Raw genomic sequence first — 16,709 nt, 5'->3', positions numbered from 1 at the left:
AAAATGATAGTAACAACTAGAATCGCCAATAACTGACCATAAGTAAAGCTTTTATATCGCCAAAAGACAAGTGGCAAACCAAAAAGCAGAATAATATCCTAAATTAATTTTCAAAAATAGTGATTATTATTATCTATAATTGAATGCATAATATATGATTTGCATTTTCATCAATAACCCTGAATTTACTAGCCAAGCATCTTCTAATAATTATTAAATTAATCAGAAACAAATTTATTAGGTATAATCTAGTGGAATTTAGTTTTATATTTATTGATAGATATTGTTATTATTTTATAGGAAAGACAGGGCCAACAGGCATCAGAGCGGCATTGATTTATGCCGCCCGAATTGTTTTTTTTACAGAAGAATTAATGAATAGTAATCAGCATTATCCCTGCTGGATTTCATGTTTTGGAAGTTTGCCTTCTCCCGCAATGCGATCATAAATAGCAAATACCACCACTGACAACAGAGTCGGTATTAACCATGCCAGCCCTTGATTTGCCAACGGCAGATGCGTTGCCCATTTAGGCAATAAGTGTGATAAATACTCAGATGATTTAATGGCATCCAAAACCCCAAACATCAGGCTGACCAGCATAGCAGGAGCCAGAATACGGGTGAAGTTATTCCACCAACGGATCGTAAAACTCAACAATATCAGTGCAATACAAGGAGGGTAAATGGCTGTGAGCACCGGAATTGAAAATGTAATCAAATGACTCAGACCCAAATTGGAAACCAACATGGAGAACAATCCCAGGCTCAGAACCAGTGTGCGATAAGAGAGTGGCAGATAACGGCTGAAAAACTCAGCACAAGCGCAGGTCAAGCCTATTGCGGTTACCATACAGGCTATGAAGATCAATACCGCAAGGAAGAAGCTTCCATAGTTACCAAAAACACTCTGAACATAAGCATGCAGGATAGTCGCACCATTGTCAGCTTTTGGTACTAATATGCCGCTGCCTTCTCCCAATTTGAACAAAGAAAGGTAAACCAGAGCCAGACAAAGCCCTGCAATCAAACCAGCCCACATGGTATAACGGGTCAACAATGAAGAAGATTCCACCCCTCTGGAGCGCGCAGCATTAACAATAACAATGCCGAATACCATTGCGCCAAGGGTGTCCATGGTTAAATACCCATTCACAAAACCATTTGAAAACGGGATTTCCTGATAAGTCTCAATAGCAGGAATAGAATGGCCCGCTGGCCATAACACAGCTGCAACTCCCAGAATTACCAATGCCAGTATTTTGATTGGTGCCAACACATGTCCGACGCTATCCAGTAATTTACCCGGATAAAGTGAAACCAGAACCACCAGTAAAAAATAGATTATGCTGTAAATGAAAAGCGGAAGTTCTCCGGAGCCTACTAACGGAGCGATACCCACTTCAAAAGAAACGGTTGCAGTTCTCGGTGTGGCAAATAGCGGGCCAACAGCCAGATAACAGACAGTTGCCAGTATTAAACCCGCCGTTTTACCGATAGGGGAACTCAGTGCTTCAATCCCGCCCCCTACTTTCGCCAAAGCAATAACGGTAATGACAGGTAGACCTACAGCAGTAAGCAAAAAGCCAGCAGCAGCGACCCAAACATGCTCACCCGCCTGCAAGCCAACCATAGGTGGAAAAATGATATTTCCCGCACCAACGAACAGAGCAAAAGTCATAAAGCCTAATGCCCAAATATCCTTAGATGATAAACGGTATGTCATAATGATTGTTAACTTATTGTTACTGAAAGAATTGCATATGCAATAGTAACTATTGCAAATACTTGAATTTTCACTGGCGAAACAGGATCCTGATTTAACAGTCAGTGATAAGTATCATATTCCCTGATACTCGCAAGACACAGAATGGTAGTGGTAAGAACAGCTCGAATCGCCAACAACTGCCCCCAAGTAAAACTTTTATAGCGCCAAAAGGCAAGCAACAAACCAAAAAGCAGAGTAATATCTCAAACTAACTTTTAAAACTAGTGATTATTATCATCTATCATTGAATACACACTATATGATTTGCACTTTTTTTATTCACATTGATTAATAAATCATTTTTTTGCCCGTATTATTACCATTAAATTACATTAACCTTATGATTTTTTAATCAGTTTACCTATACCGGAGACAACAAGCGGCTGAGGCAACAAGAAACTAAATGTAGAGCCTTTCCCTACAGTGCTTGAAATATCGAGATGTGTATTGTAATGATGCAAAGCATGTTTCACGATCGCCAACCCCAACCCACTTCCACCTGTTTGTCGTGAACGAGCACGATTAACCCGATAAAAACGCTCAGTCAGGCGCGGTAAATGCTCTTGGCTGATCCCTTGACCATTATCTTCAACTTTGAACAATGCTCCCTGAGAGGATCTAGACCAACTAACTACAATACGAGTACCTTCTACTGTGTGGTTAATAGCATTGTAAACGAGGTTCGACATTGCACTTCTCAGTTGTTCTTCATTCCCGAAAACCCGTAGTTTTTCATCGATATCAAACGCAATATCATACCGTTTATCTGCCAGTGTCAGCACTTCCTGCTGCAATAAAGCCAACATAGCAGGCACATCAACAACATCATGCATATCCATCTGCGATCCGATTTCAATTCTGGAGAGATGCAATAGTTGTGTAACCAGACCATCCATTCTTCGGATCTGTTCCTGCATTGTCCTGATCGCTTTCTGGTTTGCTTCTCTACCCAGTTCCTGATCCTGCATCATTTCCAGATAACCTTGCAATACCGTTAATGGTGTTCTTAACTCATGACTGGCATTGGCAAAAAAATCGCGGCGGAAATTTTCTAATCGCCGCTTTTGTGTAATATCACGGGCGATCATCAATAGTAGCCCTTCTGCATATGGCATTAACTGAAATTCCACCAGATGACTATTATTTAATTCGATGGAAAGAGGATAAGTAAAATCGCCCGCAGTCATATAGCGACTGAAATCAGGATAGCGAAGCAAATTAAAAATAGGTTGCCCATTATCCTCAGGCCAGCGGAATCCTAATAAATGTTGAGCTAAGCGATTACACCAGAAAATATTACCTTCCACTGTCATCATCACCAGCGCATCCGGTAAAGATTCCGCCCCACTACGGAACCGTTTTATCAGTAATGCCAATTCCCGACGACGCTTACGGTTACGTTGCTGCAACTGATAAATGCCGTAAAATATGGGTTCCCACCCTCCACGACCTGAAGGAGGTAACATACTGCGATCCAGCCAGAGCCAGTCAGACAATTTCAGCAAGTTGTAACCATGCCATACCAGAGCCAGCAATAATGCAACTACCAGCAACCACGCCAGGCGACCAATAAAGAAAGATAAAATAATCGCAGGCAGACAAAAAATAAACAGACCCAGTACTAACTGCTTCCAGGATAACCGCTCCAGCACGTGACTCTCTCCGGCATGAAATTAAATGCTTATCATAATTATTTGGTTTACTCAGCTTTGTTTACCTGATTTTGTTCATCTGGTTTTATTCACTAAGTGATGTTCAACAAATCTATCCACATAAAATCAATTCACACAAAATCTATCCACAAAAATCCAGGCGATAAAAACCAGACAGATTAATAACGGGTGGAGAAACGATAACCAGTACCACGAACAGTCTGTACCATTTTATCGTGTCCACCGATTTCAAGCGCCTTACGTAATCGACGGATATGCACATCAACAGTACGATCTTCCACGTAAACATTAGCTCCCCATATATAGTTGAGTAACTGTTCACGGCTATAAACACGTTCAGGATGCGCCATAAAAAAGTGGAGAAGTTTGAACTCTGTTGGCCCCATATCCACATCCTGCCCCTGACTGGAAACTCGATGGGATACGGAATCCAACATTAACCCATCCATATTGATAATATCTTCCGCTGCCATGGGAGACACACGACGCAGCACGGCTTTAACACGAGCAATCAATTCCTTCGGAGAAAATGGCTTAGTAATGTAATCGTCTGCACCAACATCAAGCCCACGAACCCGATCTTCTTCTTCCCCCCGCGCAGTTACCATTACGACAGGAATATCTTTGGTATTACTGCTGCGCTTCATCTGTTTAATAACTTGTATTCCTGAGCCACCAGGCAGCATCCAGTCTAATAATACTAAATCAGGGTAAGGCTCCGACAGACGCCCGATAGCTGTATCATAATCTTCTGCTTCAACAGGTTCATACCCGTTCTGCTCCAGCACAAAACACACCATTTCACGAATTGGGGTTTCATCTTCAACAACCAAAATACGTCTAACCATGGTTAATCCTGCCAATATTTATTGAAGTCAGCAAAACTCACAATAATTCATTGTGAGTCAACTTTATTACAGTTTTATGAAACATCTTCTGTCTTCATCATAAAACTGTAATCAACATTGCAGGGAATTTATCACATAGCTGCCATATTTCATTGTGGTTGCGAAGCTGCTCGAAAATCTGCGAATGAAATCGTAATTACACACGACATCCCTTGAGCACTCATTATAATTAATAGCCGGACAGATAAGCGGGAAGCTGAGACAGCACAAAAGCAAAACAACAAAAGCAAGATAAGAAAAACAGAGTAAAAAACATGCGAATCATTCATACGTCAGACTGGCATCTTGGGCAATATTTCTTTACCAAAAATCGTGCCGCAGAACATCAACACTTCTTACAGTGGCTTATTGAGCAAATAAATGAATATCAGGTTGATGCCCTGATTATTGCCGGAGACGTTTTTGATACGGGCTCTCCACCCAGCTACGCCCGTGAATTATACAACAGGTTTGTCGTGGACTTACAATCCACTGGCTGTCAGCTCGTTATTCTTGGCGGAAATCATGATTCCGTCGCCACACTCAATGAATCAAAGTCCTTATTTTCTTACCTGAACACCACCGTTATTGCTTGTGCAGAAACTGACATCCAGCAACAAATTAAGTTACTGAATAACAAAAATGGTCAACCCGGTGCCATTCTCTGTGCCATTCCTTATCTGCGCCCACGGGATATCATGATAAGTCAAGCGGGGCAATCAGCCATACAGAAACAGCAGGCACTACAAGATGCCATTACAGAACACTACCATCAGCTCTATCAGCAATCTTGTATATTACGGGAACAACTTGGTCACCCTCTGCCGATTATCGCAACCGGGCACCTGACCACTGTCGGAGCTTCTACCACGGATTCTGTCCGGGATATTTATATTGGCACACTGGATGCCTTCCCCGCTCAGGCCTTTCCTCCTGCTGACTATATTGCTCTGGGGCATATTCATCGCCCACAACTTATCAATCATGCTGAGCATATTCGTTACAGCGGCTCACCAATCCCCTTAAGTTTCGATGAAGTCGGGCAAGAGAAAAGCGTCTGTTTAGTTGAATTTAAGGAGGACAGGTTCAATGGTGTCACTCTGTTACCCATTCCCGCTTATCAACCCATGCAATTAATTCGGGGGAATTTGCAGCAAATCGAGGAACAATTACAAACTTTCAGTGATTATCAGGGAGAACGTCCTGTCTGGCTGGATATTGAAGTTGCAACTCAAGATTACCTGCATGACATTCAGAAACGCATTCAGTCTATAGTTGTCGATCTGCCTGTCGAAATCATCCTGCTACGGCGTAGTAAAACCACACGACAAATATTATTGTCGGAAAAAAACAAAGAGACACTTACCGAATTGAGTGTATACGAAGTTTTCGAAAGACGACTGGCATTGGCTGAAATTGACGATCAACCGCAGAAACAACGCCTGACTACCCTGTTCAGACAAACACTGGACGATATTGCTCAGCAACATACCCAGGAACAACAGTTCAAAAACAATAGCTCAGAAACAATGGCTCAGAAACAATAGTAGGATGCAATAGCATGAAAATTCTTAGCTTACGGCTAAAAAATATTAATTCCTTACAGGGTGAATGGAAAATTGATTTCACAGCAGAGCCTTTTGCCAGCAACGGATTATTTGCTATTACCGGCCCGACAGGTGCAGGAAAAACTACCCTATTGGATGCCATCTGCCTCGCCTTATATCACGAAACCCCACGGCTCAGCACCATTTCAGCCAATCAGAATGAATTAATGACCCGCCATACAGCCGAATGTCTGTCAGAAGTTGAGTTCGAAGTTAAAGGGGTTGCTTATCGTGCCTTCTGGAGCCAGCGTCGTGCCCGCAATCAAGCTGACGGCAAACTCCAGCCCCCGAAAGGAGAATTAGCAGACAAAAAAACAGGCAAGATTTTGGCTGACAAGATACCGGATAAAAAAGAGAAAATCGCTGAAATAACGGGTCTTGATTTCAAACGCTTTACTAAATCTATCCTCCTGTCACAAGGTGATTTTGCCGCATTCTTAAATGCAGATGATAAAGACCGTGCCGATTTACTGGAAGAACTGACGGGTACAGAAATTTACGGCATCCTGTCGCAGGAAATTTATCAACGCCACAAAGAAGCCCTATCTGAATTAAATATCCAACAAGCAAAGGCCTCTTCAATTGAGTTATTAACTCCGGCACAGATCGAAGAATACCAAAATCAGCAACAACAGCTTATCGCAGCAGAAACTCAGCTCAACCAGCAGCTTAAAGACTTACAGACAACCGAACATTGGCTCGTACGACAAAATGAATTAGAGCAAGCATTAACTAACAACAAATTACTTTTTCAGCAGGCTGATCAAGCTATTCAAGATGCTCAACCCCAATTACAACAACTGGCTGCCAGTGAACCTGCCGAAAAACTTCGTCCATTGTGGGATGCACAAAATCGAGCATTTAATGAAAAGCAACGGCTTGATGAACAACACAGAAAAATAATACATGAGATTGAACAACAATGTTCTTTATTACAACCAGCCCAGCAAAAGCAGGTTGAGCTGGAAAATGCCCAAAAAGAACATATACAGTATCATATGCGGCAGGAAAAACTGATTTCTGAGCACATTGTGCCACTCGATCATAAGATTGAAATTCAATCGAAAGAGTTACTCTCTCAAGAGAAAGAAGTTACTGCATATAATCGTGAACTGACAGAAATATTGTCTCAATATCAAGTGACTAAGACTCAGTACATTACACTGAATAAAGAACAAAAAACGCTGGAAACATACTACGAAGAACACCCTTATTTCCGTAAGCTGGAGAGTAAACTGCCTGAATGGAAACAGCTCTTTTCTCGCCAGAAAGAAAAACAAATCCAGATAACCAGGCTCAGACAAAAAAACCAGCAAATTACCACTGAACTAACCTGTACAAATGAGCACCTGAATGCCTTAAATACGACTCTGGTACAACAAGCTGCACAAAACCAGCCATTACAGGATGAACTTATCCTTGCCGAAAAAGAACTGAGTAGCTTGCAGGCAATTCATCCATTGGAACAGTTACAAAAACAGTTATCAGATTACCAATCACAACTCAGTTCACAAAATCAACTGGAGATTTTGCAGCCCCAGATCCATCAATTACAGGCAACGATTTCAGATAATCAGGCACAACTCGTACAAACTCAGGCATTACTGGAATCTTTACCAATTCAGATAACCGCTCTTGAACTGCAATTAACAGAAACGCAACAACACCATCAGGATTTAGCTGCACGTATTCGTCTGGAACAGCGGATCATCAGCCTGGAACAAGAACGCAACCAATTGAAGGAAGGCGAAGCCTGCCCGCTTTGTGGGGCAACGCATCACCCGTTGATCACTGAATACCAAAATATCGCCCTGTCAAAATCAGAAGAGCGCTTGAAAATTCTGAGCCAAAAAATAGAACAGCTACAAGGGGAGCGTTCTGCTTTACAGCAAAAACAGCAGCTTCAGCAAGAACGCAGTGAGCAATTACAGCAATCCATTACACACCTCACATCTCAACTAGCAGAGATGATTAAACAATGTCAGTACCATTGCCGACAACTACAATCCCCTGAATTTACAGTAGATGAATTATCAGCAGAAACAGAGTCTGTAGGTCACTTTATTAGTCAACGGAAAGCGGCTTACCTACAACACCAGAAACAGTACGAAGCACTATTACAGGCTGAAAAACAGTATCAGGCTGCGGAAAAATCACTATCTAATCATCGAGAACAGTACAAATCGTACGAGCAAGAAATCGCGCTGGAAAGGGTCAAACAGGATACTTATCAGAAACAATTAACTGAAAATACAGCAGAGCTACGCCAGATAGAAACAGAATACACAGCCACAACAGAACAGCTAACCTTCGGATTACAGGATACGCCATTTGCACTACCGGAACCGCAGGAGGCTGAGAACTGGCTACAGCTACGTGATAACGAATTAAAAAACTATCACGCTTCGCGAGAAAAGTGGCAACAATTACAGCGGGAACAAGCAGCCCTGCAAAGTAAACTCAATGAACTGGAAAAGCAAAAAGATAAGCTGACCGATAAACTGCGAGCACTGAGTGAACAGCAACAACAACAAAAACTGTTATTGCAACAAACACAACAAGAGCGTTATCAATTATTTGGCGGGCAATCCATCAGTGTCGTTCGTCAGGAATTACAGCAAAAGACGAATGAATTGGATACCGCCTATAAACAAGCGACGACAGCTTTGCAGCAGTTACAGGACAAAATGAATCAATTAACGGGCGCAGCCAGTGAAATTGAACGAAGCTGTCACACTGCCGAAACCGAGTGTACATCAGCATCCAACGCTTTCCGGCAAGGGTTACAACAACAAGGTTTTTCTCATCAAGCTGCTTTTGAGCAAGCTTTGCTAGTGCCTGAACAGCGAGAAGCTCTGCAACAATTACAAGAACAACTGACCAAACAGAGCCTGCAAGCTAAAACACGATATCATGAATCAGAAGTTATATTACAACGGCATAGAGAAAAATCACCGTTACTGCTGGAACAATACGAACCGCCACAAGTAACCGAACTCTTGGCTAATATCGCCGATGAACTGAAACAAAATAATCAGCTACAAGGCGCAGTAAAAAACCTGCTCAACAGCGATGCTGGTCGTCGGCATCAGCAACAGGAACTACTGGCACAAATTGCCCTTTCACAACAAAACTACGATGACTGGAGTTATCTCAATAACTTACTCGGCTCCGCTGATGGCGCCAAATTCCGGCGTTTTGCTCAAGGGCTAACATTGGATCATTTAGTCTATCTGGCAAATATTCGGTTAGAAAAATTACACGGTCGCTACTATCTACAGCGCAAACGGCAAAGCAAAGATGATGGTGGATTAGAGTTACAAATCGTCGATACCTGGCAAGCTGATGCAATTCGAGATACCAAAACCCTCTCAGGTGGTGAAAGTTTCCTCGTCAGTCTGGCGCTGGCATTGGCTCTGTCTGATCTGGTCAGCAACAAAACTCAGATAGAATCCCTGTTCCTTGATGAAGGATTTGGTACTCTGGACTCAGAAACCCTTGATATCGCTCTGAATGCACTCGATCACCTAAATGCAACAGGAAAAACTATCGGTGTTATCAGCCATGTTGAAGCGATGAAAGAGCGGATCCCTGTGCAGATCAAAGTAGAAAAAATGAATGGATTAGGGGTCAGTAAGTTATCGCCGGAATTCAGCATTCATTACCATAACAGGAGTTGATATAACTAGATCGTAAGGGAATATTTGCCTGACGTAAAACCCGCCCAAATGAAGTGACCCCCTTATATTGGACACTTTATGGTGGTTGATATGGTCTGAACCCGATATTATACTAGGCTCAGGCCGTTCAACTTGAGTTTGATTCGCTCATTGTTGTAGTAATGGATATATTCTTCTAATGCATTTTTTAACAAGGTTATCGCGTTATATCCCTCGTTGTGCCAACATTCAGTCTTGAGTAATCCAAAGAAATTTTCCTAGTGAAGAACAACACGACGTTTAAATTCTAATGTGTACTTTTTTCTACTCATTGAAATACAAAGCCCCTAATTGTCAGATGTCCAACTTTTGGGGTTCACTTCAATAAGCGGGCAGAATCGTAAGCCAATCAGTTACATTTAAAATCTTCCCGATTATGGGAATAATGCTTGCGCTCCATAAATGCTATTGTAGCCAAAGGGGGGTTACGACCCAGCAATGGCGATAAGTCACCATCAACAATATTGGTGGATTCAACAAAGGCAACCTTTTCAAGCTTTTTTAGGTGCCTTAAGGGCTTGAGGGATTCAATCTCATTGCAGTTGTTTATAAAAACCTCTTTCAGATTTTCAAGCTTTTCCAGTTGATTAATATGGGTAATCTTTCTGCACGTATCAATATCTAGATTTTCCAGTTTTGATAAATGTTCCATACCATCAAGAGATGTCAACCCCCTTAAGTTTGCTAGACTTAAGTATGTAATGTTTTTAAGGTGATCTATTCCTCCCAAGGATTTAATCCTTGAAGTCATCAGCGTCAGCCTTTCGAGTTTCGTTAGAAACTGAAATGGTTTCAGATCATTATAAGGATATTTACCAAGACCAAGGCCTTTCAGGCTTCTGCATTCAAATAGCGAATCCGATTTTTTACGCCAATCAAAACTGCACCCTTCCAGGTCAGGAAAATTTTCAAACCGTATCGGTGTATTACAATAAGTGCTAATTCCGAGATAGCGTAATTTTTTTAATAAATGAATTGAATCAATGGACTTTATATTAAAACCAAGGATCGATATGCCTAAAAGATCAGGAAATGCCTCAAGTGAGGGGAGTTCATCCCCTCCTAGTTTCCAGCCCTTGGCATGATTGAACTCGATTTCGGTGCAGCTTTTTCTTAAGATCTCCTCTTCTATTCTTTTATTCCATTCCGAGCGCACAACGGCCAAAACACCATATCGCCCTTCTTCATAGGTAACTTCGGATGTTGTCATTTTAAAAGATGCTCCCTTTTTGGACCGATTGGATTGACTTTATTTTCTAGATTCTGAGTACCGTCTGGAAGTTTTATCCCTCCAAGCTCATTTATTCTTTTTTGTTCCGCAATCTCCCTTTGCAGTTTTCCTCCTGGAACAGGCGTTGTTGTGACTGGAGTGCCAGCCGGCAGCTTACCAGAACGCAGATGCTGTTCAAGGCGTATTGGAATATTTGATGACTGACCGACATATTTTTTGCCAGAGACACCAATAAACTCGTAGATACCCTGCATTCCACGTTGAACGGTTGGTGAGTCTATTATGGCTTTCCCACTCTGTATCGCAAGTTCACCAGCCGTTTTCATTCCAAGCATCAACTTTGTTGATGCCCCCATCAATGCGGCATCGCCTAATGCTGCTGCTGCATAAAACCCAGCCATCCCATAATTCCCGGCGCTATAGTACCTTTGCGCAATATCCATGTTGTATGCGCCGGGTATAATCGCATTGGCGGTTGATATGCTAGCTTCTGCCCACTGTCCTGTCGGGTCAACAAGGTTAACGGGGTCGTTGCCGGTATAGGCGTAGAGATTCAGACCACCCTCTGTTCCAGCGGGGTCAGTCTGCAAAAAGCGCCCCAGAACGGGAGAATAATAGCGTGCCCGGTTGTATGACAGGCCTGTTTCAGGGTCAATACGCCGACCGGCAAAGCGGAAAGCCGCATTACCGGAATCACTCTCTAACCCATAGGCAGTATAGCTGTGTTTTTCTATTACCTCACCTTTCGCATTTGTGAGGGCAATGGTCGAGCCTAATGCGTCCTGAAAATAGAAATTATGGCCACGCGTTGTAATATCAGCAACCACTTCATCAAGACCGGCGCCATAGATATAGATGTCGCTAGCATCACCACTAAATACCGCCATTTCTTGATCACCGACACTGAGATAGGAATAAGTGGTTGTGACATTATCTTTAGTCACCTTTTTGGTAATACGTCGGTTTAATGCATCATAACCAAATTCAAGCTTCATACCGGCTTTTTCAGCACTAACGAGCTTGTTTTCCGCATCATATAAGTAAGACCACTCCCCATTTTTGATGAGATTACCGCGCTTATCATATTCAAGAACCGAGTCATTGATCGTTGTATACTGATTAAGATTGTTGCTTTTATAGGTTTGATGTGAATCAGGTGATACTACTGGTGCAAAACTTTTATCCGAAAGGCTCACTTGCGTTTTTTGGCGATCAGCATTGTACTGATAACCGACATTTAGCTGCGAGTCGCTCCACTGATAGGTTAGGGTTGTTGGCAGACTGGCCTGATTATATTTCAGCGTTGTTTCAGCAAGGGGAGATTGAAGATTGCCATAAACAGCACGGGTACGCCTGCCAGCAGGATCATAAGTATAGTGAACGATGGGCGATGCGGCTGTTTCTGCGCCTTGATAAACCCCAGTTAGGCGGTTCAGCGTATCATAAATCCGCGTCACATTAAGTCCACCGGCACGGGAAGGCAAGGTCATGGAAACGCGGTTGCCATTATTATCGAGAGCGAATTGCGTCGTACCAAATAACGCCGTTGTTTCGGAGGTGGGCCGCCCAGCCGCATCGTAAGTATAGGAAACGGCAAACTCCGGATTGGCACTGGGGGTCAGGGAGAGAAGACGCCCGCTATAGTCATATTCATAACTGGTAATATTCTGATTATCCGGATTTTTTTGTTTTTTTCTTATCAGCCTATCAAGATTATCATATTCATACCAGAATTGACTTCCATCGCGGCGCTGGAAAATCCCTACTTGCCCCATAGAGTTGTATACATATATATCGAGAGAGCCATCAGGGTAATGGATCTCATTCAGGCGCTCAAACACGTCATATCTGTAGGAGATTGTATTGTTGTTAGCATCGGTAAGCGTTGCCGGAAGACCTCCCGGATGATAGCTACGCGTTTCCCGTACAACAGCCCCAAGATTTTTCGTGATTGAGGCATCATGCTCATTGGCAATTTCATCAATAATCTTGACGGGACGGGAGGCTGCATCATAGGTTGTTCGGGTGCGCCGTCCTGATGATGAAGTAACGGTATCAACACGATTTAAGACATCATAAGTTGTCGTCGTTGCTTTGCCATCCGGCTCTGTCACGACAAGCGGGTTATTGGCCGCGTTATATTTCGTCTTTGTGACAAGAAAGGGCGACTGTGTATCACCTGTTGCAATTTTTATCTCACTCCGATTGCCATTGGCATCATAAACATATTGCGTAATGCTTTTCCCATCCGGCGCTGTCACTTGCGTCAGGCGCCGCTCAGCATCATAAAGATAGCTTGTCATATAGCCTTTAGGATCTTTTTGCGCGATCTTATTGCCAGCCACATCATAAGCATAGGTTGTTGTCAGATTTAAACGTCCTGTTCCGGGATCTAATGTCGTTGATACAAGATCAAATGTTCGTGGATCATAGGTATTCTGTATCACGCGCCCTTCAGGATCGGTGATCGTTAAAGGTAAGCCCCGGGCATTATAGGTTATGAGTGTTACAGGCTCATGTGTGTTTGCCACCCCAGGTTTAACAACCTTTGACTGCGTTGTCCTGATAAGATTGCCTTGTCCGTCATAGTCATATTTTGTTATTCCTTTTAAAAAGTCAGTATGAGTGAGTGGCAGGGACAGGGAGGAATAAGTCCATCTTTCCGTTATCGGCTTTCCGGCTAAAGAATCGATACGTTGTGGAGACGGAGAAACGGTTCTCGTTAAAATATTGGCTTTATCATCATAAGTGAAACTTTCTGATAAACCGCGAGGACCAATAACTTGTGTGAGAAGCCCTGTGCCGTTATAGACATAGCGTGTTGCAGTAGCTGTTTGATCAAGTTGAGTTATCAGGTTGCCATTTCTGTCATAGTAGAAAACACGGCTGTTACCCAGAGGGTCGGTTTCTTGTACGCGGCTCTCATTAGCAAAGAGGTAATGCCAGACATTGCCAAAAGGGTCGGCCTGAGTCTGAATACGTCCTGCATGGTCATAGGTGTTTCTGACCGTTGTTGTTTCAGGGAAGGCGGGATTATACAGGGTCGTGATTAGGCCTAAGCCTTCATAACCATAGCGATAGGTGGCGTTAAGCGTGTTTTTAAAGCTTAGCAAGTTATCTTTTCTGTCATAACCATAGCTTACTGAACGGGAACCGTCTGAAACCGATGTTAACTGGTTATTACCATTATAGGAAAACTCCAGCTTTCGCCCCATGCCATTGGAAACGGTTTTTAAGTTTTTATTTTCACCAGTACCTGAATAAGTAAAGGTCACTGTATTTCTGTTTTTATCCTCCCAGGACAGAATATCACCCTCTTTATCAAAGCGCGTGATGATGCCGGTTTTGTCCGTGATGGTAACGGCATTTCGCTCTCCAAGGGTCAGGATTGAGCCATCACCGGGCGGGGGAACAAAGGTCACACCTCCGGAAGCGGTTGGAATTTTAATAAATTTTTGGGTTCCCTCATTGGATTGAATGGTAATGGCGTTATCGACTAATTGATCCATCAACCAGCTACCAATAATTGAGGAGATCGCTGTATTGGTAAGCGTTGGGTCGGTTCCCAGATCCTGAATAACCCGTGTAGCAACGATGGATGTCACAGCAGCTAAGGGGTTATACTGACCGAAAGCTTCATAAGGGTCGCTGTCACGTTTGGCGCTCAGCATAAAATTATGACGCCATCCATAGCCAAGTGCTGTTTTTGTGTTTCTTTGGCCAGAGCTATAGCTGCGGGTGAGAGTCAGCCCGAAAGGATAGGCGGCAGAGCCTGTGCTGATATCCTCATGGTCGTAAAGAAAATAGCCGCTACGGAGGTCGATAGGATCAACACTCTTGAAAGACTGGTAAGCGGATTGAGTGCTTGCCTTGAGCATATTCCATTTATCGCCTAGCCAGGATCTTTTTTCAGAAGCAAAACCACCTTTAAACCCACCACTAATTCTAGCCGTGAGTGTCAGTCGTGTTTTGTCATTTGTCAGCAGATAATATCCGTTTCCATTCCAGGCATTGACTGCACGTGAACCGTTTTGCGGTACAAAAACTTTGTAATTCTTTGTCCCTGTTCCCGCCAGGCTGGCTTCCATACTAGCAAGGTCTGATGCATTCCAGTTAATCAGGAAGCGTTTGACCGCAGACCAGTTTTGTGGTGTGGCTTCAAGAAAGCCGATGCCGCTTGCATTGGAATAGTCAAACATACGCGTGGTTGAAACAGCCTCCACTTCCTGGATCTGTTTGACACTGCTGGATTCAAGGGAACTTGCAAAAATGGCATTGTTGAAGGCAGTGCTTGTAAGATTATCGGGAGAAACAGAGAGTGTTTTACCGGTAATGCCTGTAAGATAGATGGGAAAGTCTACATAGGTACTCCCATTATAGCCGGCAACACCGACGGCAAATTTACTCTTTGTGTTAACATTATCAAGATTGGCAGTAAGCAGCATTGAATCGCTAGACTGGCTCAGATAGGCATACCCGACAGCAGCAAGGCCGGCCCCCAATACCGCTTCAGATGTATCGGCTTTTCCCGCAACTCGTGCTTTAATGGCATCATTTTGATGATGGGTAAGCGTATCACGACCAATATCACCCGCTGCCAGGATAATGGAATAAGTGCCGCCGGTTTTGACAACATTTTGTCCCGTATGGTTATTATAATTGACATAGGGGGTTGATAGTGCAGTAGTGATGAGCTGCGTCTCTGTTTTTGTTGCCCGTCCTGTCGCAATAACAGTGCCATCCAATGTCAGAACAGGCTGATTGGCGTTATTATAGTTTAAAGTCAGACGCTTGCCCGATATCTGATCAGCATAAAACGTCATATTGATAGAGGCAGGAGAGGATAGCGTATCAGAAATTTTTACCGTAAAAGCGCTTTTAAGCGCATTCGGTATAGGGGTACAATTTTCTATTTCGGTACAAAGCGTGCCAGTAGCAGTAAAAGACACAAGATAATTTGTATTTGTGATCTTGCGTCCGCCAAAAATTTCTGCCATGGATCTGGAGGTATATGTTTTACGGATCTCATTGGTCAGCATTTCTGCGTAGGCATTAAGTTTTGCCCGGATATTGTCTCTGTTCAGATTTCTGATCGAATTAATATTGGCAGGTACACCAGAAACGGAAGAAGCGCCTTTTGTTGCGGTAGTTAAAAATTCCGTTTTGTCAAAGCCCATTACTGCTGCCGCATTGATGGGTGAAAAATGTTGATAGGATTTAAAGGAAGGATCCAGTTGATAGGTTTTACCGCCGTGTGTGACTTCCGTCCAAACATGCTGAAGGTTAACCGTTTTTGCCTGTCCGCCAGTTTTAACACACTGGTTATTACCTTCCACCTTAACACACGCAGGAATACCACCATTACCAAGCTCACGAGCAATCAGGGTGGCATTATTCTCGACACCAATCAGATTGGCTACCATTTCAGCAGGGATCATCGCTGTGACACCATAGCGATAATCAGCCTTGATACAGGATTGGCGCAACAATGTGACAAACAAAACATTTTGATCCATGTTATTGCCGCGTCGGTCAAGGAACGTGCCTAGCGGACCTTTCATCAGGCCGAATGTGTTCGAATAATCAATGCCGTAATAGACATATTCATAAATCAGCCCGATATCATAATTAAGTGCACGCGCCAGATCTTTGATTTCCGGATCGGCGGGTGGAGTCGTACAAGCTAAGGCATTAGTGAGATTTGATGTGACTTGAAATTGGTTTTTTGTCGAAGCAAGACTTGCAAAAGAGACGAGAAAAACGAATAAAGACAATGAAATTTGGGACAGGAATTTAAGAGATTTATTCATGATAAGCAATCCTT

7 protein-coding genes and 1 pseudogene are annotated in these 16,709 nt (G+C 43.1%); 2 read left to right on the top strand and 6 right to left on the bottom strand.

Going from position 1 to position 16,709, the window contains the following annotated elements:
• Positions 1-391: 391 nt before the first annotated feature.
• From brnQ to phoB, 3 genes are all read right to left on the bottom strand, one after another.
• Positions 392-1,726: a branched-chain amino acid transport system II carrier protein gene (gene brnQ, locus BDD26_RS04275; protein WP_038265171.1), complete on the bottom strand. Its 1,335-nt coding sequence runs from the start codon at positions 1,724-1,726 to the stop codon at positions 392-394.
• A gap of 380 nt (positions 1,727-2,106) precedes the next feature.
• Entirely contained in the window at positions 2,107-3,420 is a 1,314-nt protein-coding gene (phoR, locus tag BDD26_RS04265) for a phosphate regulon sensor histidine kinase PhoR (protein ID WP_115825631.1), read from the bottom strand.
• Positions 3,421-3,599: 179 nt separating this feature from the next.
• On the bottom strand, positions 3,600-4,289 hold the full coding sequence (gene phoB, locus BDD26_RS04260) for a phosphate regulon transcriptional regulator PhoB (protein WP_115825630.1): 690 nt from the start codon (positions 4,287-4,289) through the stop codon (positions 3,600-3,602).
• Positions 4,290-4,603: 314 nt separating this feature from the next.
• Between phoB and sbcD the strand changes: the two genes are divergently transcribed.
• Positions 4,604-5,875 carry an exonuclease subunit SbcD gene (gene sbcD / locus BDD26_RS04255; RefSeq protein WP_115825629.1) on the top strand — a complete coding sequence of 424 codons (1,272 nt, stop codon included), beginning with the start codon at positions 4,604-4,606 and terminating at the stop codon, positions 5,873-5,875.
• 14 nt (positions 5,876-5,889) lie between these two features.
• A complete protein-coding gene (locus tag BDD26_RS04250; protein WP_115825628.1) occupies positions 5,890-9,615 on the top strand; it encodes an AAA family ATPase in 3,726 nt (1,241 codons plus the stop codon).
• Between the two features lie 107 nt (positions 9,616-9,722).
• Here BDD26_RS04250 and BDD26_RS04245 read toward each other — a convergent pair.
• From BDD26_RS04245 to BDD26_RS04235, 3 genes and pseudogenes are all read right to left on the bottom strand, one after another.
• Positions 9,723-9,872 (bottom strand): annotated as a pseudogene (locus BDD26_RS04245) (IS3 family transposase); the annotation flags it as partial.
• A 131-nt stretch (positions 9,873-10,003) separates the two neighbouring features.
• Positions 10,004-10,864 carry a leucine-rich repeat domain-containing protein gene (locus BDD26_RS04240; RefSeq protein ID WP_115825627.1) on the bottom strand — a complete coding sequence of 287 codons (861 nt, stop codon included), beginning with the start codon at positions 10,862-10,864 and terminating at the stop codon, positions 10,004-10,006.
• Complete coding sequence (locus tag BDD26_RS04235) at positions 10,861-16,695, bottom strand: RHS repeat-associated core domain-containing protein (protein WP_244922648.1); 5,835 nt, start codon at positions 16,693-16,695, stop codon at positions 10,861-10,863. The genes BDD26_RS04240 and BDD26_RS04235 overlap by 4 nt, the downstream gene beginning before the upstream one ends.
• Between the last annotated feature and the right edge of the window lie 14 nt (positions 16,696-16,709).

The sequence above is a fragment of the Xenorhabdus cabanillasii genome (genome assembly GCF_003386665.1).
Lineage (GTDB): Bacteria > Pseudomonadota > Gammaproteobacteria > Enterobacterales > Enterobacteriaceae > Xenorhabdus > Xenorhabdus cabanillasii.
This window is presented reverse-complemented; position numbering and strand designations above follow the sequence as displayed.